The sequence below is a fragment of the Prevotella sp. MGM1 genome, assembly GCF_002933775.1.
In the GTDB taxonomy this organism is placed as follows: Bacteria; Bacteroidota; Bacteroidia; order Bacteroidales; family Bacteroidaceae; genus Prevotella.
The window spans coordinates 56361-74828 of record NZ_BEWV01000095.1; the positions used below are offsets into that span (position 1 = coordinate 56361).

Sequence of the window (18468 nt, forward strand, 5' to 3'; positions counted from 1 at the left end):
TTGGAAATTATTTTGATTTTTTATTTGTTTATTCAAGAGATAGTATTACCTTTGCATTGTAAAGTCCGGATTGCAATCCGGTGAGTTTCTATGCGATGAATAACAAGGACAGCAGAATAAGACATTCGGGGGTTGTGGATGCCATTGACGGGGAGTGTGTGAGAGTTCGCATACTCCAGACATCGGCATGTGCGGCGTGCAAAATTGCCGGTCATTGCAATGCATCGGAGAGCAAAGAGAAAATCATTGAAGTATTTCGTGTGGCCGACAGTGCCCGTTTTAAAGTAGGAGATACGGTTGTCGTGTCTGCTTCCGTTGGTATGGCTATGCAGGCTTTGTTTTACGGTTTCGGCCTGCCTTTTATCGTTTTGGTCGGTGTTTTATTTGCTGTTTATGCTTTCACGTCTGATGAGTCGCTGTCGGCTATTGCCGGCCTTGCGGCTCTTGTACCTTATTATGCTATCCTTTACGTTCTGAGAGACAGGATGCGTGGCAAGATGTCGTTTGAGATAGAATAAACTTAAATTAATAACTAAAACAAATAAAAAGATTATGAACTTGATTTTTATCGCGGTTATTGCGCTTGGAGCGATAGGACTGGTTGCGGCTGTCGTGCTGTATGTCTGCTCCAAGAAGTTTGCCGTGAAGGAAGATCCGCGTGTGTCGCAGGTAGCCGAGGTGTTGCCTCAGGCCAATTGCGGCGGATGTGGGTTCCCCGGGTGTGCCGGCTTTGCCGATGCCATTGTCAAAGGAGCCGACAACGGATCTATCGACGGTTTTTTCTGTCCCGTTGGCGGACAGGAGGTTATGGGAAAGGTTGCCGATTTGCTCGGTATGGCTGTTGCCAATACTGAGCCTATGGTTGCCGTGGTACGTTGCAACGGCACATGTGCCAATCGTCCGAAGATAGCAGAGTACTCCGGTCTTCGCACATGCACGGCAATGCATGCGTGCGGTGCCGGTGAGACGGCCTGCGGATTTGGGTGTCTTGGTTGTGGCGATTGTGTGGCTGCATGCCAGTTCGGTGCCATTTACATCAATGAGGAAACCGGAATTCCGGAAGTTGATGAGGATAAATGTACGTCATGCGGTGCGTGTGTGAAAGCCTGTCCGCGACATATCATAGAACTCCGCAAGAAAGGTCCGAAAGGTCGCAGGGTTTATGTAAGTTGTGTTAATAAAGACAAGGGCCCTGTGGCGATGAAAGCATGTAAGGTGGCATGTATCGGTTGCGGAAAGTGCGAGAAAGAGTGTCCGTTCGGTGCGATTACGATAGAGAACAATCTTTCTTATATAGATCCGGATAAGTGCCGCTTGTGCCGTAAGTGTGAGAAGGTATGTCCGACGCATGCAATCGTGGCTGTTAATTTCCCTGCTCCCAAGGTGCAGGTGGAGTCAGGCAAGCCGGATGCCGGTGCGGCTAATGTGGAACAAGTAAAGACGGAGGCTTGATTTTATGAACATAAGAACATTCAGAATAGGTGGTATCCACCCGGAAGAAAACAAGATAACGGCAGAGATGGCTACCAAGGTAGCCGCACTGCCGAAGCAGGCTATTTTCCCATTGTCGCAACATATCGGCGCACCGACAAAGCCGGTGGTTAAGAAAGGCGACAAGGTGAAGGTCGGAACGCTGATTGCAGAGGCCGGCGGCTTTGTGTCGGCCCCGATATATTCATCGGTGTCGGGTACGGTGTTTAAGGTCGATACGGCTATTGACGCCACGGGATATCGTGTTCCGGCAATTATAATAAATGTGGAAGGTGACGAATGGGAAGAGGCAATCGACCGCTCGGACAAGCTTGAAACACTGGCCGGACATCCAGAGTTGACGCCCGAAGAGATAGTGGAAAGGATAAAGACGGCCGGTGTCACGGGTATGGGCGGTGCCGGATTTCCTACTTTTATCAAACTTTGTCCTCCTCCCGGAGTCAAGGCCGAGTGCGTGATTATCAATGCCGTTGAGTGCGAACCTTATATCACTTCCGATTACAGACTCATGATGGAGCATGCCGATGAGATACTTGTAGGTTTGGAATTGCTCATGAAAGCGGCAAAGGTGGATAAGGCATATATAGGAATAGAGACTAATAAGCCGCAGGCGATAGACCTGCTGACAGAGAAGACAGCCGGCAATCCCAATATAGAGGTCGTACCTTTGAAGCAGCGTTATCCGCAGGGTGGAGAGAAGCAGTTGGTGGATGCGGTCATCAGGCGTCAGGTCCCGGCACCTCCGGCAATTCCTGTAAACGTTGGAGCCATCGTTCAGAATGTAGGTACTGCATTTGCGGTATATCAGGCAGTTATGAAGAATAAGCCCCTCTTTGAGCGCTATACTACCGTTACGGGAAAGAAGATTGCCAATCCCGGTAATTTCCTTGTTCGTATGGGTACGCCTATGAGAGAACTTATAGATGCTTGCGGTGGTATGCCCGAAGGTAACAATAAGTTATTGGCCGGTGGCCCGATGATGGGTAAGGCATTGACTTCTACTGAAGTACCTGTATGTAAAGGTACCAATAGTGTGACTGTCATCAGCGAGGAAGAGGCAGTGCGTAAGCCTGTACAGCCTTGTATTCGTTGTGCCAAGTGTGTGAGTGTTTGTCCGATGGGGCTCGAACCGTTCCTGCTTGCCACAGCGTCGGCCATGCACAATTGGGAAAAAGTGGAGGCGGAAGGTGTCACTTCATGTATAGAGTGCGGTTCGTGCCAGTTCACTTGTCCTTCTCATCGTCCTATACTCGACAATGTTCGTTTAGGAAAGTCTACTGTAATGGGGCTAATCAGAGCCCGCAATGCTAAAAAGTAATTAATCATGGGAAAATTAATAGTATCATTATCACCGCATGCACACGGTACCGACAGTGTGGAACGCAATATGTATGGAGTGATTGTCGCTCTTGTTCCGGCTTTGTTGGCATCATTCTATTTCTTCGGCCTCGGCTCTGCCGTTGTGTGTGCGACAAGCGTTCTTGCCTGTGTTTTCTTTGAATGGGCTATAACAAAATTCATACTTAACAGAGAACAGAATACCATTATGGACGGTTCTGCCGTGTTGACGGGTCTTTTGCTCGGTTTCAATCTGCCGTCGAACTTTCCTGTATGGATAATAATCATCGGTGCGCTTATCGCTATCGGAGTGGGTAAGATGACATTCGGAGGTCTTGGAGGCAATTTGTTTAACCCTGCGCTTGTTGGGCGTTGCTTTCTCCTTGTGTCGTTTCCGGCCCAGATGACATCATGGCCGGTTGCGGGACAGCTTGGCGCTTATACAGACGCCACAACCGGAGCGACACCTCTGAGCGTGATGAAATATGCAATAAAGTCGGGAGACGCATCGCTGCTTAATCAGCTTCCGGATTCTTTCTCGTTACTGATTGGCAACGGAACAACCGGTGCCGGAGCCGGATGTATCGGTGAGGTATGTGCCCTTGCGCTGCTCATAGGTCTGGCATATATGCTTTGGAAGAAGATTATAACATGGCACATTCCTGTCAGCATCATTGGTACGGTATTCATTGTAAGCGGCCTGATGCACCTTGTCAATCCTGCTTATGCCGATCCTTTCACAGTAATATTCAGTGGCGGTCTGATGCTCGGTGCCATTTTCATGGCGACAGACTATGTGACTTCGCCAATGAACAGCCGCGGACAGCTTATATATGGTGTGGCAATAGGCTTCCTTACTATTGTGATCCGTAACTGGGGAGCATATCCGGAGGGAATGTCTTTCGCCATTCTTATCATGAATGCGTTCACTCCGCTCATCAATACATATGTCAAACCAAAACGTTTCGGGGAGGTAGTAAAGAAATGAAGAAGTTAGAATCATCACTCGTAAATATGGTTATCGTACTCGTTGCGGTGGCCGTTGTCTCGGGAGGACTCCTCGGGTGGATAAATAAAATGACCGAAGAGCCGATAAAGAAGCAGGACGAGCTTGCCCTTGCGAACGGTATCAAGAGCGTTATGGGAGTGGAAAATCTCACGGTTACGGCCAATGATGAGATTAAAAAGAACATTGAAGGCAAGGAATATACGTTTATAATCCATAAGGTTGACGATGCTAATGGGGCTTTCCTTGGCGCTGCCATCGAGAGTACTACTATGGGATTTGGCGGTGACTTGAAAGTATTGGTGGGTTTTGATGCCGAAGGCAAGATTCTCGGTTATACCCTTCTTCAACATGCCGAGACCCCCGGTCTCGGCGCAAAGGCCGACAAATGGTTCCAGAAAGGTGAGAAAGGCGATATTATCGGTCGTCAACTTACGGCAGACAACCGCCTCGTTGTCAATAAGGACGGTGGTGATGTGGATGCCATTACAGCTTCTACGATCACTACACGCGCCTTCCTCAAAGCCATTAATCAGGCTTATGCGGCTTATGCCGGACAGGATGTGGACGGTAAAAGCGGTGCGACGGAACAGGTTACGGCTCCTTGCGGTAAAACAAACTGCTGTCAAACGGAGTGCGATCCTGTGTCATGTGATAATTCGGCGGATTGTCCGATGAATACAACAAAGGAATAATCAAAGAAATACGATATGAATTATATAAAGATATTATTCAATGGAATAATCAAGGAGAACCCCATATTTGTGCTTCTTCTCGGTATGTGCCCGACATTGGCGACAACCACTTCGGCCATGAACGGTATGTCGATGGGATTAGCCACGACGTTTGTGCTGATATGTTCGAACATAGCCATATCGCTCATAAAAAGCCTCACTCCGGATAAGGTGCGCATACCTGTGTTCGTCGTTGTCATCGCTTCGTTCGTGACGATACTTCAAATGTGTCTTAAAGCATATCTGCCGTCTGTCAATCAGTCGCTCGGTCTGTTCATACCACTTATCGTTGTGAACTGTATCATCCTTGGACGTGCGGAGGCTTTCGCATGTAAAAACAATCCGGTTTCCAGTCTTTTCGACGGTATCGGTATCGGCCTTGGTTTCACCCTTGCGCTTACTCTGCTCGGCATTGTGCGTGAAGTTCTTGGTGCCGGTTCCGTTTTCGGAGTGACTATCCTGCCTGAGGCTTACAACATATTGCTGTTCATCCTGCCTCCGGGAGCGTTTATCTCGCTCGGATATCTCATTGCGGTGGTTAACAAATTAAAGAAAGATTAGTCATATTATGGAATACATACTTATATTTATATCAGCAATATTTGTGAACAACATCGTGTTGTCGCAATTCCTTGGCATCTGTCCGTTTCTCGGAGTGTCCAAAAAGGTTGATACAGCCCTTGGAATGAGTGCCGCGGTGGCTTTTGTGCTTACATTGGCAACCATCGTCACATATCTGGTTCAGAAGTTTGTGCTTGATGTCTACGGCATACAATATCTCCAGACAATAGCTTTTATTCTTGTCATCGCGTCTTTGGTTCAGATGGTTGAGATTATCTTGAAGAAAGTTTCTCCGGCCCTTTATCAGGCTCTTGGCATCTTTTTGCCTCTTATAACGACCAACTGTGCCGTGCTCGGTGTCGCTATTTTGGTGATACAGAAAGACTATAATCTCATTCAGGGAATTGTATATGCGTTCTCTACGGCTATCGGTTTCGGCCTTGCGCTTACTGTTTTTGCAGGAATGCGAGAGCATCTTGAAATGATAAATATCCCTAAAGGTATGCGCGGAGTGGCGATAGTGCTTGTGTCCGCCGGGCTGTTGAGCCTTGCTTTCATGGGCTTCTCGGGTGTAGACGGGGGCTTGAAGCAACTATTCGGATTGGAATAACAATATGGTGAGTGGGGGAAAGGCGTGACAGCGTCTTTCCCTTTTGTTTTAAAACATTGTCATTATAGTGGTGTCGTCATTTAATTATAAATCAATTATTCATAAATAATAAGGAAATACTAATTATGAAAAAGACAATTCTGGTGACCGGAGGTACCGGCTTTATCGGTTCCCATACTACTGTTGAGTTGCAGAACGCAGGCTACAACGTTATCATTGTAGACAATCTTTCCAACTCGCAGGCGGGCGTAGTGGATGGCATAGAGGAGATTACCGGTGTTCGTCCGGCTTTTGAGTATGTGGATTGCTGCGACAAGGAAGCATTGGAAACGGTTTTCTCAAAATATCCGGATATAGACGGTATTATTCATTTTGCGGCAAGTAAGGCTGTTGGTGAGAGCGTGGAGAAACCGTTGCTTTATTACCGCAATAACATTGTCAGCCTTGTAAATCTCCTTGAACTGATGCCTAAATACGGTGTGAAAGGAATAATTTTCTCATCGAGTTGCACTGTATACGGTCAACCGGATTCAGATAATCTGCCCGTGACGGAGAATACTCCCGTGAAACCGGCGGAAAGCCCTTACGGTAATACCAAGCAGATAAACGAGGAAATAATCCGCGACTATATAAACAGCGGTGCATCGGTCAAGGCCGTTCTTCTCAGATACTTCAACCCGATAGGCTCGCATCCGTCCTGTATTATTGGCGAGATGCCAAACGGAGTGCCGATGAATCTCATTCCCTACGTCACGCAGACAGCCATGGGAATACGTGAGAGACTGAGCATATTCGGAAACGACTATAATACTCCCGATGGAACATGTATCCGCGATTATATTTATGTTGTAGATCTTGCGAAGGCACATGTGAAAGCTATGGAGAGGGTGCTTGAAACCGATAGCGACAAACTTGAAATATTTAATGTAGGCACCGGACACGGAGTTTCGACGAAAGAGCTTGTAGATGCATTCGAGGCGGCAACAGGAGTGAAACTTAACTGGGCTTATGCCCCGCGCCGTTCGGGTGACATAGAGAAAGTTTGGGCGAATACGGACAAGGCTAACAACGTGCTTGGCTGGAAAGCCGAGACAAGTCTTGAAGATACTCTCAGGTCGGCATGGAACTGGCAGGTGAGACTGCGTGAGAAAGGAATACAATGATATTGAGGATAATAGACCGGCCATCCGGATGGTGGCCGTGTTTTATTTTGTGTTTGTGTTGTTATCCCCCGATTCACATCGGGGGATAATTTGTTTATCCGTCAAGTCGCTTTTAACAATGTTATCGTGTCGGGCCGCAAGTAGTTTTATGGGATAAAATTATTATCTTTGCAGCGGTTATGAATATATTTGATATAGTATTTCTTGCAATAGCCCTTGCTGTAGACTGTTTCACGGTATCTGTCGTTAGCGGTGTCATAATGCGCCGCTATGCCTGGGGTATTGTTTTTCGTATGAGCCTGTTGTTCGGCCTGTTCCAAGCCTTCATGCCTTTTGTCGGATGGTTGGGCACCAATCATTTCAGCGATTATCTTGTTTCTGTCGACCATTGGATAGCGTTCGGTTTGTTGGCTTTTATTGGAGGGCGAATGATCAGGGAATCTTTTGATACGGAGAAAGAAGAGCGTTTCAGTCCTGAGCGGTTTTCCACTCAGTTGTATTTGGCTATTGCCACGAGCATTGACGCCCTTGCCGTCGGAATATCGTTGTCCTGCATAGGATATGACCGCGTATCCCGACTTGTGATGCCCCTGTCTGTCATCGGGATGGTTTCGCTTATAATGGGGATAGCCGGTTTCCTGTTGGGAGTGAAATACGGTAATGCGGTTTCACGCCGATTTCATCCAGAGTTGTTCGGAGGTATAATTTTGATTATCATAGGTATAAAAGTATTGTTGAGTCATTTATATGAATAAAAAATAATTATCATTATGAAACTATCGGAACATCGGAGCAGCATGCTCCACGGAATACTTTTGATTGCGTTGTTTTCTTGTGCCGCATTTTATATCGGTGAGACAGAGTTTGTAATGAGCCTGTCTCTCAGTCCGATGATTGTCGGTATTGTCTTGGGGATGCTTTATGCAAACAGTTTGCGGAACAACCTGCCCGAGACATGGGTACCGGGAATCACGTTCTGTTCAAAGCGGATACTTCGTTTGGGAATAATACTTTACGGTTTTCGGCTCACTTTTCAGGATGTCACGGCTGTCGGTTTGCCGGCTATATGTGTGGATGCTGTCATTGTGGCTACCACCATTCTCGGTGGAATATTGATTGGCCGGCTTCTCAAAATGGATCGCGGCATAGCCCTGCTCGCTTCTGTAGGCAGCGGAATTTGCGGTGCGGCCGCGATATTGGGTGCCGAGTCGGCCATAAAGGTAAAGCCTTATAAGACAGCCGTTGCTGTTGCCACTGTGGTTATTTTCGGCACATTGGCCATGTTCATTTATCCTGTTCTTTATCGTTCGGGAATTGTCGGCCTCTCGCCTGAGGCTATGGGAGTATTCACCGGCTCTACCGTTCACGAGGTGGCGCATGTGGTAGGAGCGGGTAACGCCATGGGCAAGAGTGTTGCCGATCCGGCTATTATCGTGAAGATGATTAGAGTGATGATGCTTGTTCCCGTGCTTTTCATTATCAGCTATTCGGTGTCTCGTGCGGCGGCTGTCGGCGGTGCCGGCTCTTCACGGTCGAATGTGTCCGTTCCGTGGTTTGCAATTCTCTTTCTCGTTGTCATTGGTTTCAATTCATTTGCTCTTTTGCCGGCCTCGATTGTTGAGTCCATAAATGTTTTTGATACTTTCCTGTTGACAATGGCAATGACTGCCCTTGGAGCGGAAACGAGCATAGAGAAGTTCAAGAAAGCCGGATTCAAGCCATTCCTGCTTGCCGCAATCCTTTTCGTATGGCTGATGGTTGCCGGATATTTGATGGCAAAATATCTTGTGCCATTGTTTTGACAATATGTTGAAAACTGAATATGTCCAGCGTGGTGGAAAACAATCCGTCACGCTGTTTTTTTTGTACGTCACGGCATTGTGTATCGGCATGTATATCGTGGTGATGTTTGTTTTTCTGGCATTTGGATATTATATTTGTACTCGAAAAAAACGCAAGATATATGATAACAATAATAAAAAATTACAAACAAACCGTTGTCAACCACTGCTTCATATACCTGAAGTGCATATTTATGCACATCTTGAAGGCTTTAAAATTTGATAAACAGGGAAAATCGCGATACGGAAAACGATTTTTCCCACATTATTATTTATTATGCTTAAATGCAGACCGTAGTTTGATACGGACTTGCTGATTTTTGCGTAATGTCTGTGACTTGTATGGCCGGGTGTCCGATATTCAATATCTGACACCCGGTTTTTTATTTTTTTGCCGTTTTTTGCTTTGTATCGGGTATCTTATTGGTTCGCGTTTAGCGTCTCGTTGGCTTGCGTTTAGATACTAAACGCAGAGCGACGGGCTACCCGTTGGAGTGCAACGGCTATCCGTTTGCGAGATAATCTTTTTTTTCATTGTCTGTGATGGAAATCATGTCATTTTTCAAGGTAAAACAGATTGCCGAAAGGTGTGTTTGTGTATAAATATTCATGAGTGAGGACACAGGCTCAGGTTGTATTTTATTTTACATTTAACACGGCCTCGCTCATGGCGGCAACTTTTGTCCGTGTCTGCTTACAGCAGAGTGGTATATGCGTACATACCTTTGAATGGACTCAGGTCAGGTCGCTCCCTGAACAGACCGAACACGCTGCTTCCGCTTCCGCTCATGGCAGAATATACTGCCCCGAGGTCGTAGAGACGTTCTTTTATTCGACCTATTTCCGGATGTAGCGCAAACACGCTTTTTTCAAAATCGTTCACGAGAGTGTCGCGCCATGTTTCCATCGGCTGTGTTACTATGTCTCGGCATTTTATCACCGTGGCTTGTGGCGAAATTAACGAGAAAGCCTCTTTTGTGGATACGGGAATGTCAGGGCGTACTATCGCTATATGCCATCCGCCGAGATCGAGGGCTATGGGTTCCAGGCGTTCGCCTATTCCTTCGGCGTATGCCGGCTTGCCGAGTATGAAGAAAGGGCAGTCGGCTCCAAGCCGTGTGGCGTATTCTGTCATTTCTCTTTTAGACATGCCGAGAGAGAACGTGTCGTTGAGAAGCATTATCATGTATGCGCAGTCGCTCGAGCCGCCTCCCATGCCGGCTTGTGTAGGTATCTGCTTGTGCAGGTGTGTGTGGATGCGTGGCAGGGTGTACCGTTCGGCAATCATGTTGTATGCTTTTACCACGAGATTGCGCTGCTCGTCTCCGTCAATTGCAATGTTTGTCACTTTCAGGTCGCAGGCATGTTCCGATGGAAAATCATCGTGCATGGGATAAATTTCAAGGGTGTCTTTTATCGGGACAGGATAAAACACGGTTTCAAGATCATGATAGCCGTCTGCCCTCCGGGCCACGACATTAAGACCGAGGTTTATTTTGGCAATGGGGAAACTTATCATTTTAAAACTTTTTTCGTATTGCAATAATTCTTGTTTCACGGGCAAAATTACAAAAAAAATAGTATTTTTGCACTCTCTAATTCATAAATTCAAGATGGCAGGACAAGATAACAACAGGCGAAGGACACAGAGGGCGGTTGCCGTGGACAATACTTACGGGCATTTGCAGCCTCAGGCTCTAGATGTGGAGAAAGTTGTGCTAGGCGCTTTGATGATAGACAAGGATGCTTATGCTGTGGTGTGCGAGATTTTATATCCGGAGAGTTTCTACGAGCCTCGCAATCAGATGGTATATTCGGCCATTAGGGATCTGAGTATGGCGGAGCGTCCGGTGGACATGCTGACGGTGACTGACCAATTGGCAAAAAACGGTACGCTTGAAGAGGTCGGAGGCCCGGTTTATATCTCAGAACTCAGCTCACGTGTGGCATCGTCGGCAAATATAGAATATCATGCCCGCATAATAGCCCAGAAATATCTTGCCCGTCAACTTATATCCTTTTCGAGCGGTATACAGACCAAAGCCCTCGATGAGACGGTAGACGTGGATGAACTGATGCAGGAGGCCGAAGGCTCGCTCTTCGAGTTGTCGCAGCGCAACATGAAGAAGGACTACACTCAGATTGATCCTGTGATTAGAAATGCGGTGGACGTAATCCAGAAAGCGGCTGCCAACAAAGACGGACTTACGGGTGTGCCTACGGGATACCATAAACTTGATGACATCACGAGCGGATGGCAGCCGAGCGACCTTGTGATTATCGCCGGTCGTCCGGCGATGGGTAAGACGTCTTTCGCACTGTCGATGGCAAAAAATATCGCTGCGGATTATAAAGTTCCGATGGCTTTCTTCTCGCTTGAAATGAGCAATGTGCAGCTTGTGAACAGATTGATATCCAACTGCTGTGAAATTCAAGGTAGCAAAATTCTTAACGGACAGTTGCAACCTGACGAGTGGGAGAGGCTTGACAAGCGGATGAACGGACTGCTCGGCGCGCCTCTTTATGTCGATGATACTCCGGGTTTGTCGGTGTTTGAGCTGCGGACTAAGGCTCGAAGACTTGTGCGTGAGCATGGTGTGAAGATAATAATGATCGACTATCTTCAATTGATGAATGCCAACGGTATGCGTTTCAGCAGTCGTCAGGAGGAGGTCTCTACCATATCACGATCGCTCAAAGGACTGGCCAAAGAGCTTGATGTGCCTATATTGGCGTTGAGTCAGCTTAACCGTGGTGTCGAGTCGCGCGAAGGTCTTGAGGGGAAGCGTCCGCAGCTCAGTGATTTGCGAGAGTCGGGAGCGATCGAGCAAGATGCCGATATGGTGCTTTTTGTGCATCGTCCCGAGTATTATCATATATTCCAGGACGATCACGGGCGTGACCTGCATGGCATGGCGCAGATAATAATAGCCAAGCACCGTAAGGGTGCCACCGGTGATGTGCTGCTGACGTTCCGTGGTGAGTTCACCAGGTTTGAAAATCCGGAGGACACAAGACTGCGTGGCGGTGGTGGAACGGGCGGAGAGATTCTCGGCTCTAAGATAAACGGTGATATGGATGGTGGAATGTCTGGTGGCCTTCCTGATGATTACGATCCGTTTGGCGGTGGCATAGTGCCTCCACCCGCCATGGACGGGCCTATGCCGTTTTAGGAATTTATATGTTTTAGAAAATGATATGTTTAAGAAGAGTAGGAGAGTGTAGAGACTTTCCTACTTGATTTTTATGGGATTTATCAGCCTTTGCGCAAGCTTAAATTTACCAATCATTATGCAGAAAATGAATATCAGCAATGATATTGCGACATTTGAAAAAATGTCATTAGGTAAATAGTGGGCATCAATTAATTTACCGATAGATTGAGTGAAGAACGAATGGAATAGGTATACTACAAGTGTGCAGCCTCCATATTTAGCCAGTATTTTATTATCGGGTGTTATTTTGTATATACACAGACTAATGACAAGTGACGATATGAGCCATATCAAACGATTTATTAAGTCAAATGAAGTTGAATAAGATTTATTGCCATTGAATAATGCTTGGATACTTACATCAAAGTAGTTATTCAGTATTATGTAAACGATAAACGGAAATACACCTATAATGCAAAGATTCGTTTTCAATTCGTCAATTTTTTTTAATAACCCATTTGAGCGCAAATAACCTCCGATAACAAAAAATGGAAGAAATGAGCACGCACGTTGGAAACTGAGTATATTTGTGTTTATAAAACCGGAACATAAACTAATGATAATACTTATTGATATTATCAGGCTCAAAGAGATTTTTTTAGATGTAAAATAATAGAATATCCGCCAATAAACCAAGCAAAGTAAGTACCATAGCGTATATTGTGGATACAAAAAAGAGGATAGGTTGCTTATATTACCTGATATGCACAATCTGATAATTTGAAATGCAAGAAAGGTAGCGAAAATCTCAGTTACACGTTTAATCATGTTGCTTGTAGAACATGAAATATTACAGAAATAACCTGAGATTATAACAAATAATGGCATGTGGAATGAAAATATGAAAGTTTTTACTATCATATTTATATCATTTAAAACATTCCCCCCCCCCCTGTTTTGTAGCAGATGCCCTAATACGACACAAAATATGAGAAGTGTTTTAACCGAGTCTAATTTTGTACTTCTACACATTGGATTTGAAAAGATTTTAATCTGTGATTATTTTAAAAAAATCGGTTTTTATTTTGAATATTGGTCTATTAACGATTGTGCTTGCGGGTCACCCAATTCTTTTGCTTTTTGAAGATTGGCCGTTCCCTCTGTCTTATTGCCTTTCAGGCATTGTGCAAGTCCGAGGAAAAGATAACCGTCGCTATATTCAGCATCGAGCCTTATGCATTCTTTTGCACTTGCCATTGCTTCGTCGTACAAGCCCACCCGCACTTCAATGGATGCTTTTTCGGCATGGTAAAGTGTATTGGCTGGGTTCATTGATATTGCTTTTTTGAGGTCGTTTATAGCCTGTTGAAACATTCGTCCCTCTACCTCGGCTTGTGAGCGGATGTAGTAGAAATTATCGTTTACCGATGTTGGCATGAGGGCCTCATACTCGTTGAAGTCCATTACAGCCTGCCGGTATTTGCCAGTAGCTATTAGTGCTTGTGCCCTTACGAGTATGTAAGGTGCGGCGGCTTTCAGATAAGGCTTGTCAAATGTATTCACCGCACTGTCCAACAGAGACAGCATGGTGGCGGTGTCGCCTGCTGCTTCACGGCATTTTGCTGCCTCATAGTATATGTCTGCCGTCTTATTTCCATCGGCGATAAGCTCTTTGTAGGTATTATATGCGTCATCGTAATCCTTTTTTGCGTATAGTATCTGTCCTTTGAGTTGCTTGTATACGGGGATTGGATTGATTTTGAAAGCTGTCTCCGCCTCTTCGGCAGCCTTATCAAGACTCCATTTCGGATAACTTACCGAGTTCTTGTTTATTTCTTTTTGAAATATGATACGTGCGTAGTTGTAGTGTGCGTCGTCTTTTTTATCCGCCACTTTGATAGCCTGTTCCATGTCATGGGCGGCATCGTCAAACTTGTTTATGTTGACGTTAAGTTGTGCACGTGCGGTATATCCGTCTGTCGCATTCGGGAATTTCTTTATGAAATCGTCCACAACTTCTTTATATGCCGTTGAGTCTGCGGCGTTGGCAGCCATGAATAGCGTGAGGATTGCTTGGCTGATGTCATCTGGTAAATCTTTTTTTATTTTAATGTTTCTCAAGGCTTTGTCATTGATGCTGAGACCTTTCATCTGCATGTCTGCGGCGAATTTGGCGCTTACGGCATATGATGTGGAAGAGTGGGTCTGGGCGGGTTGCTGTAATATGCCGACAATCTCACCCTTGTCGTTGATGAACGGACAGCCTACTGTATTGTCTGGGACTTCCATGTCTATGGTATAATATGTATATTTTGACAGGAACAGTTCTGCTTTGCTCACCTTTCCTTCTATTTTTTCCGGTGTTTTCTTTGCGCTGTATGGTACAAGCCAAACTGTGCTTCCGGCTTTTGCTCCTCCCGTCAGTGTATCGGTGCTGACAGGCATGGCAGTGCTTCGCTTTGTGGCTACGCGGAATTTGATCACGTCATACATGTCGTTGGCTCCCAATATGCACTCCACAGCGTATTCCTTGCCTTGCGAATCTATTATGATGGCCTTTGATGCGCCGTTGAATGCTTCGAGATTGCTTATCGCTTCGCCGCCCGTTCCAATGAAAACGCCGTTGGTACTGCTTAGCATGTTGCCGTCGGTATCAAATGTTTTCAAGGTAAACACCGATTTTGCCGCTTTCTTCAAATCAGGTTGGGCGTATGTGTTAAGTGCGATGAGTGCCGCACATAATACCAATAATATATGTTTCATATTTTCAGTAGTTCTTTTGCATTATTAATCGCGGCTTCAGTAATATCGCTTCCGCTGAGCATCTGTGCGATTTCCTTTATCCGTTCATCGGCAGATAGTTCGTGCATTATGCTTGTTGTGCCTTCGGAGGTCTCTTCTTTGTATACCTTATAGTGTCTTATGCCGAGAGCGGCAATTTGCGGAAGGTGGGTAATACTGATGACCTGACGGTCTGATTGTCCCATTTGCTGCATGATAACAGCCATTTGCTCGGCTATCTTGCCACTCACTCCCGTGTCTATCTCATCGAAAATAATTGTGGGAAGTTTCACTGCGCCGCTTATCATGGCTTTAAGCGATAGCATAACGCGGGCTATTTCACCGCCCGAAGCTACTTGGGACACCGGTTGTGGCATGGTGCTTTTATTGGCGCTGAATAAAAAAGACACTTTATCCGAACCGTTGTTATTCAGTTCTTCATGTTCGATTATTACCTCAAATCTGACATTAGGCATTCCGAGCCTGACGAGTCGGGTGTGCATCTCACCCTCAATCTGTTTTGCCGCTTTGGTACGAACCCGGCTTAAAAGTCCGGCCTTTTGTGTGCATTCGTATTTCTTCTGTTCGCATTTCTGTTGCAGTTCGTTGAGTGCTTCATCACTGTTTTCTATGTTGTCGAGTTTTTGTTTGAGGTCACTTTGCTTTCCGATAAGCTCTTCTATCGTGTCACAGTGATATTTCTTTTCAAGTTCATATATTCTGTCGAGTCTATTGTTGACGGCATCCAGTTCGGCGGGATTGAAATCAGTATCTTCCAATAAGCCGCTCACCTCCTGCGATATATCTTTCAATTCGATATGGCACTCTGTCATTCTTTGAGCCAACTCTCCGGCTACCGGCATCACTTTACCTATGTTTTGAAGGCTGTTTATTGCTGTCTTGAGGTTTACCACAACACCGGTCATATCGGCAGATAACGCGCTGTCAGTCTCATATAGTGCGCTTTTTATTTCTTCGGCATGACTCATTGTGTCCGCCCGCTGTTCAAGCTCTTCCTGTTCACCTGATTTCAGATTCACGGCGGAAAGCTCGTCATATTGGAATTGCAGGAAATCAGCGTTTGTTTTATCACGCTCTATGCTTTCTTTAAGTTCTTGGAGTTGACGGAAAAGTCTTTTGTATTCAGAAAAAGATTTTTGATATACAGTCAGTTCCTTGTCATCTTGTGCGATGATATCCACCACATTGAGTTGGAAGTCCTGTTTTCCGACGAGCAAATTCTTATGCTGACTGTGAACATCAACCAACTGCTCGCCGAGTTCTTTGAGTATTGAGAGTGGGGCAGGGGTATCATTTATAAAAGCCCTGCTTTTTCCAGCGGCTGTTAGTTCGCGGCGTATTATACAGTCATTCGGGTCGTATTCGATGTCGTTTTCATTGAAAAATCCTTCCATTCCGTATCGGGACAGGTCGAAGTGGGCTTCGATCACGCATTTGTCAGCTCCGCTTTTTATTGTCTTTGAGTCTGCTCTTTGCCCTAAAAGCAATCCAATTGCTCCGAGAATTATACTCTTTCCTGCTCCGGTCTCTCCTGTTATGACGGAAAAACCGGGGCCAAACTCGATGTCAAGGGTATCTATGAGCGTGAAATTGCGTATATATAATTGCTTTAACATTTTGTTGTCATTCTCTTATTTTATTCCATGCATTGCTTTGCGAAGCGTTTATTCCAAGCAAAATATCGTATACGGATTCTTTTTCCTTTTGTGTGCCTTTTCCTTTGTATATATTTGCCAGTTCGTCACGTTTATAGTCTGTCCATATTTGTGGCAGAAGGCTGAGCGGTTTGTTCTCATGCGCCGTCTTCAAGCCCTCCTGCAGTGCCGTGGTGATATTTGTCCGTCCGCGTTCCGCATTGCTTGCCATCTCATCAAGGCCTTTACGGTAATAATCGTATTGTAACTGCCGGAAAGGTTTCATCGCCTCTTCCATATAGTCGTTGATAATGGCAAAGCGGTTTCTGCTGTTCTCAAAAGCTTTCCATCCTGTGAAGCTAAGGTTCTGCGTGTTGTTGACCATATAGAGGCAACGTTGCAATATCTCAGTGCCACCCATTGGTGAAAAACTGTCCAAATCAAGTCCTATTATCAAGTACGCATAGTATGCGATCAATGCTGTCAGTTGGTTGTCAACGTTCTCGTCGTTATAGTTCAATTGGTCAAACTGTGCGAACTCAAAGTTGAAATCGGCATCCTTGTTATTGTATAAAGTAGTGGTGTATTGAGAATTATATACCGGTCGGTTTGCCTGTATCATGGCTGTGCACTCAAACATGTTGCTTGTCTTGTCATATTTGGTTATCGTGATGTTGAAGTTGCATACTATTCTCTCGTTTTTTTGAAATTGAAGCTCTGTCCATTGCCGTTCGTTTATGAACTGTTCGAGTGTCTGTTGCAGGTTTTCAAACACGCTGACATCAGTAACTCCAACCTGACTGTGGTTGATGTTGACCTTTGCCAACAGTTCCTGGGCTTCGGAACGGCCTGCAATGACAGTCATGACGAGTATAAGCAATGATTTTATTATCTTCATATCGATGTGCTAACAGAGAATATATATAACTAATATGATTACATGATACCAACAAGTTCAGAAACAATATCGACCGCAACGTGTGTTTTATGCTTTTTGGGGAATTCCTTTATACCGTTTGCCGATATGATGCATATTTGGTTCTCATCTGACTGGAAACAAGTACCGGTGTTTCTGAGTGAGTTTAACACGATGAAATCAAGGTTCTTACGTGACAGTTTCTGTTTTGCGTGTTCAGCCTCGTCATTTGTTTCGAGAGCGAAGCCGACCAGCCGTTGCCCGGATTTTTTCATCTTTCCTATTTCAGCGGCGATATCGTGTGTTGGACTTAATGATATTGTCAGATTGTCTTTTCCGCGTTTGATTTTATTTTCCGCGACTGTCGCCGGTCGGAAATCAGCTACTGCTGCGCATAATATAGCCGCATCGCATCCCTTGAATTCGGTTGTTGCGGCATTGTACATCTGTTCGCAGCTTTCCACGTCAATGCGTCTGATGTTTTTATGATCGGTGTGTAATGCCACGGGCCCGGCCACCAAAATGACATCCGCTCCACGACGGGCACATTCCTCAGCAAGTGCGAATCCCATCTTGCCGCTTGAATAGTTGCCTATAAATCTCACAGGATCTATTTTCTCATAAGTAGGTCCGGCTGTAATCATGATTCGTTTGCCGCGCAGTTCATCACTGTTTCCATTGAAAAAGTCGTCTAATGCACGTACAATGCTCTCAGGTTCTTCCATGCGTCCTTTGCCTTCAAGTCCGCTTGCGAGAAATCCGCTTTGTGGTTCAATGATATGGTTGCCGAACGATCGCAGACGCTCAATATTCTGTTGTGTGGACGGATGGGCGTACATGTCAAGATCCATTGCTGGTGCTATGAAAACCGGAGCTTTCATGGACAGATATGTTGTTATCAGCATATTGTCTGCCATTCCGCCTGCCATTTTTCCTATCGTGGCGGCCGTGCATGGTGCAATCAGCATAGCATCGGCCCATAGCCCTATGTCTACATGACTGTTCCATGTACCATCACGCTGTGAGAAAAATTCGCTTATGACCGGTTTGTGTGTAAGTGCAGACAGTGTAATGGGAGTTATGAATTCCTTTCCGGCCGGTGTTATCACTACTTGCACTTCCGCACCCTGCTTTATCAGTCCGCGGATTATATAGCATGCCTTATATGCCGCTATCGATCCTGTTATACCTAAAACTATCTTTTTGCCTTTGAGCAT

Annotated in this window: 17 protein-coding genes; 11 read left to right on the plus strand and 6 right to left on the minus strand. The window is 45.6% G+C overall.

What is annotated here, in order from left to right:
- Positions 1-95 precede the first annotated feature (95 nt).
- The 10 genes from MoGM_RS03065 (at position 96) to MoGM_RS03110 (ending at position 8705) form a co-directional block, all read left to right on the plus strand.
- The gene (locus tag MoGM_RS03065; protein ID WP_104368710.1) at positions 96-518 is read left to right on the plus strand and encodes a SoxR reducing system RseC family protein; all 423 of its coding nucleotides are present in this window, start codon (positions 96-98) and stop codon (positions 516-518) included.
- A gap of 34 nt (positions 519-552) precedes the next feature.
- Positions 553-1452: a Fe-S cluster domain-containing protein gene (locus tag MoGM_RS03070; RefSeq protein ID WP_104368711.1), complete on the plus strand. Its 900-nt coding sequence runs from the start codon at positions 553-555 to the stop codon at positions 1450-1452.
- Between the two features lie 4 nt (positions 1453-1456).
- The gene (gene rsxC, locus MoGM_RS03075; protein WP_104368712.1) at positions 1457-2809 is read left to right on the plus strand and encodes an electron transport complex subunit RsxC; all 1353 of its coding nucleotides are present in this window, start codon (positions 1457-1459) and stop codon (positions 2807-2809) included.
- Between the two features lie 6 nt (positions 2810-2815).
- Positions 2816-3817 carry an RnfABCDGE type electron transport complex subunit D gene (locus tag MoGM_RS03080; protein ID WP_104368713.1) on the plus strand — a complete coding sequence of 334 codons (1002 nt, stop codon included), beginning with the start codon at positions 2816-2818 and terminating at the stop codon, positions 3815-3817.
- Positions 3814-4530, plus strand: a complete 717-nt coding sequence (locus MoGM_RS03085; protein ID WP_104368714.1) for an RnfABCDGE type electron transport complex subunit G — start codon at positions 3814-3816, stop codon at positions 4528-4530. Before MoGM_RS03080 ends, MoGM_RS03085 begins: the two co-directional genes overlap by 4 nt.
- 15 nt (positions 4531-4545) lie before the next feature.
- Positions 4546-5130, plus strand: a complete 585-nt coding sequence (rsxE, locus tag MoGM_RS03090) for an electron transport complex subunit RsxE (RefSeq protein WP_104368715.1) — start codon at positions 4546-4548, stop codon at positions 5128-5130.
- Positions 5131-5137: 7 nt separating this feature from the next.
- A complete protein-coding gene (rsxA, locus tag MoGM_RS03095) occupies positions 5138-5740 on the plus strand; it encodes an electron transport complex subunit RsxA (RefSeq protein WP_104368716.1) in 603 nt (200 codons plus the stop codon).
- A 125-nt stretch (positions 5741-5865) separates the two neighbouring features.
- Positions 5866-6903, plus strand: a complete 1038-nt coding sequence (gene galE / locus MoGM_RS03100; RefSeq protein ID WP_104368717.1) for a UDP-glucose 4-epimerase GalE — start codon at positions 5866-5868, stop codon at positions 6901-6903.
- Between the two features lie 179 nt (positions 6904-7082).
- A complete protein-coding gene (locus tag MoGM_RS03105; protein ID WP_104368718.1) occupies positions 7083-7658 on the plus strand; it encodes a manganese efflux pump MntP family protein in 576 nt (191 codons plus the stop codon).
- A gap of 15 nt (positions 7659-7673) precedes the next feature.
- Positions 7674-8705 (plus strand): YeiH family protein, encoded by a 1032-nt coding sequence (locus MoGM_RS03110; protein ID WP_233210147.1) that lies wholly within the window; start codon positions 7674-7676, stop codon positions 8703-8705.
- 733 nt (positions 8706-9438) lie between these two features.
- Here MoGM_RS03110 and ispE read toward each other — a convergent pair.
- Positions 9439-10263, minus strand: coding sequence for a 4-(cytidine 5'-diphospho)-2-C-methyl-D-erythritol kinase (gene ispE, locus MoGM_RS03120; protein ID WP_104368720.1), 825 nt, complete (start codon positions 10261-10263; stop codon positions 9439-9441).
- 94 nt (positions 10264-10357) lie between these two features.
- Here ispE and dnaB point away from each other — a divergent pair, with 94 nt between their 5' ends.
- Positions 10358-11917: a replicative DNA helicase gene (gene dnaB, locus MoGM_RS03125; protein WP_104368721.1), complete on the plus strand. Its 1560-nt coding sequence runs from the start codon at positions 10358-10360 to the stop codon at positions 11915-11917.
- 60 nt (positions 11918-11977) lie between these two features.
- Here the strand turns inward: dnaB and MoGM_RS13490 are convergent, their stop codons facing one another.
- The 5 genes from MoGM_RS13490 to coaBC are packed head-to-tail and all read right to left on the minus strand — an operon-like array spanning position 11978 to position 18468.
- On the minus strand, positions 11978-12931 hold the full coding sequence (locus MoGM_RS13490) for an acyltransferase family protein (RefSeq protein ID WP_104368722.1): 954 nt from the start codon (positions 12929-12931) through the stop codon (positions 11978-11980).
- 48 nt (positions 12932-12979) lie between these two features.
- Positions 12980-14662, minus strand: a complete 1683-nt coding sequence (locus tag MoGM_RS03135; protein ID WP_104368723.1) for a tetratricopeptide repeat protein — start codon at positions 14660-14662, stop codon at positions 12980-12982.
- Positions 14659-16317, minus strand: a complete 1659-nt coding sequence (recN, locus tag MoGM_RS03140; RefSeq protein WP_104368724.1) for a DNA repair protein RecN — start codon at positions 16315-16317, stop codon at positions 14659-14661. The genes MoGM_RS03135 and recN overlap by 4 nt, the downstream gene beginning before the upstream one ends.
- A gap of 7 nt (positions 16318-16324) precedes the next feature.
- A complete protein-coding gene (locus MoGM_RS03145; protein WP_104368725.1) occupies positions 16325-17233 on the minus strand; it encodes a DUF4835 family protein in 909 nt (302 codons plus the stop codon).
- Positions 17234-17271: 38 nt separating this feature from the next.
- Positions 17272-18468 (minus strand): bifunctional phosphopantothenoylcysteine decarboxylase/phosphopantothenate--cysteine ligase CoaBC, encoded by a 1197-nt coding sequence (gene coaBC / locus MoGM_RS03150; protein ID WP_104368726.1) that lies wholly within the window; start codon positions 18466-18468, stop codon positions 17272-17274.

Bases quoted from the DNA above. Each gene is read 5' to 3' on its own strand.
- rsxE (WP_104368715.1), top strand. From the start codon at position 4,546: ATGAATTATATAAAGATATTATTCAATGGAATAATCAAGGAGAACCCC.
- MoGM_RS13490 (WP_104368722.1), bottom strand. From the start codon at position 12,931: ATGTGTAGAAGTACAAAATTAGACTCGGTTAAAACACTTCTCATATTT.
- MoGM_RS03145 (WP_104368725.1), bottom strand. From the start codon at position 17,233: ATGAAGATAATAAAATCATTGCTTATACTCGTCATGACTGTCATTGCA.
- recN (WP_104368724.1), bottom strand. From the start codon at position 16,317: ATGTTAAAGCAATTATATATACGCAATTTCACGCTCATAGATACCCTT.
- rsxC (WP_104368712.1), top strand. From the start codon at position 1,457: ATGAACATAAGAACATTCAGAATAGGTGGTATCCACCCGGAAGAAAAC.
- galE (WP_104368717.1), top strand. From the start codon at position 5,866: ATGAAAAAGACAATTCTGGTGACCGGAGGTACCGGCTTTATCGGTTCC.
- dnaB (WP_104368721.1), top strand. From the start codon at position 10,358: ATGGCAGGACAAGATAACAACAGGCGAAGGACACAGAGGGCGGTTGCC.
- MoGM_RS03135 (WP_104368723.1), bottom strand. From the start codon at position 14,662: ATGAAACATATATTATTGGTATTATGTGCGGCACTCATCGCACTTAAC.
- MoGM_RS03070 (WP_104368711.1), top strand. From the start codon at position 553: ATGAACTTGATTTTTATCGCGGTTATTGCGCTTGGAGCGATAGGACTG.
- coaBC (WP_104368726.1), bottom strand. From the start codon at position 18,468: ATGCTCAAAGGCAAAAAGATAGTTTTAGGTATAACAGGATCGATAGCG.
- ispE (WP_104368720.1), bottom strand. From the start codon at position 10,263: ATGATAAGTTTCCCCATTGCCAAAATAAACCTCGGTCTTAATGTCGTG.
- MoGM_RS03085 (WP_104368714.1), top strand. From the start codon at position 3,814: ATGAAGAAGTTAGAATCATCACTCGTAAATATGGTTATCGTACTCGTT.
- MoGM_RS03110 (WP_233210147.1), top strand. From the start codon at position 7,674: ATGAAACTATCGGAACATCGGAGCAGCATGCTCCACGGAATACTTTTG.
- MoGM_RS03065 (WP_104368710.1), top strand. From the start codon at position 96: ATGAATAACAAGGACAGCAGAATAAGACATTCGGGGGTTGTGGATGCC.
- MoGM_RS03080 (WP_104368713.1), top strand. From the start codon at position 2,816: ATGGGAAAATTAATAGTATCATTATCACCGCATGCACACGGTACCGAC.
- rsxA (WP_104368716.1), top strand. From the start codon at position 5,138: ATGGAATACATACTTATATTTATATCAGCAATATTTGTGAACAACATC.
- MoGM_RS03105 (WP_104368718.1), top strand. From the start codon at position 7,083: ATGAATATATTTGATATAGTATTTCTTGCAATAGCCCTTGCTGTAGAC.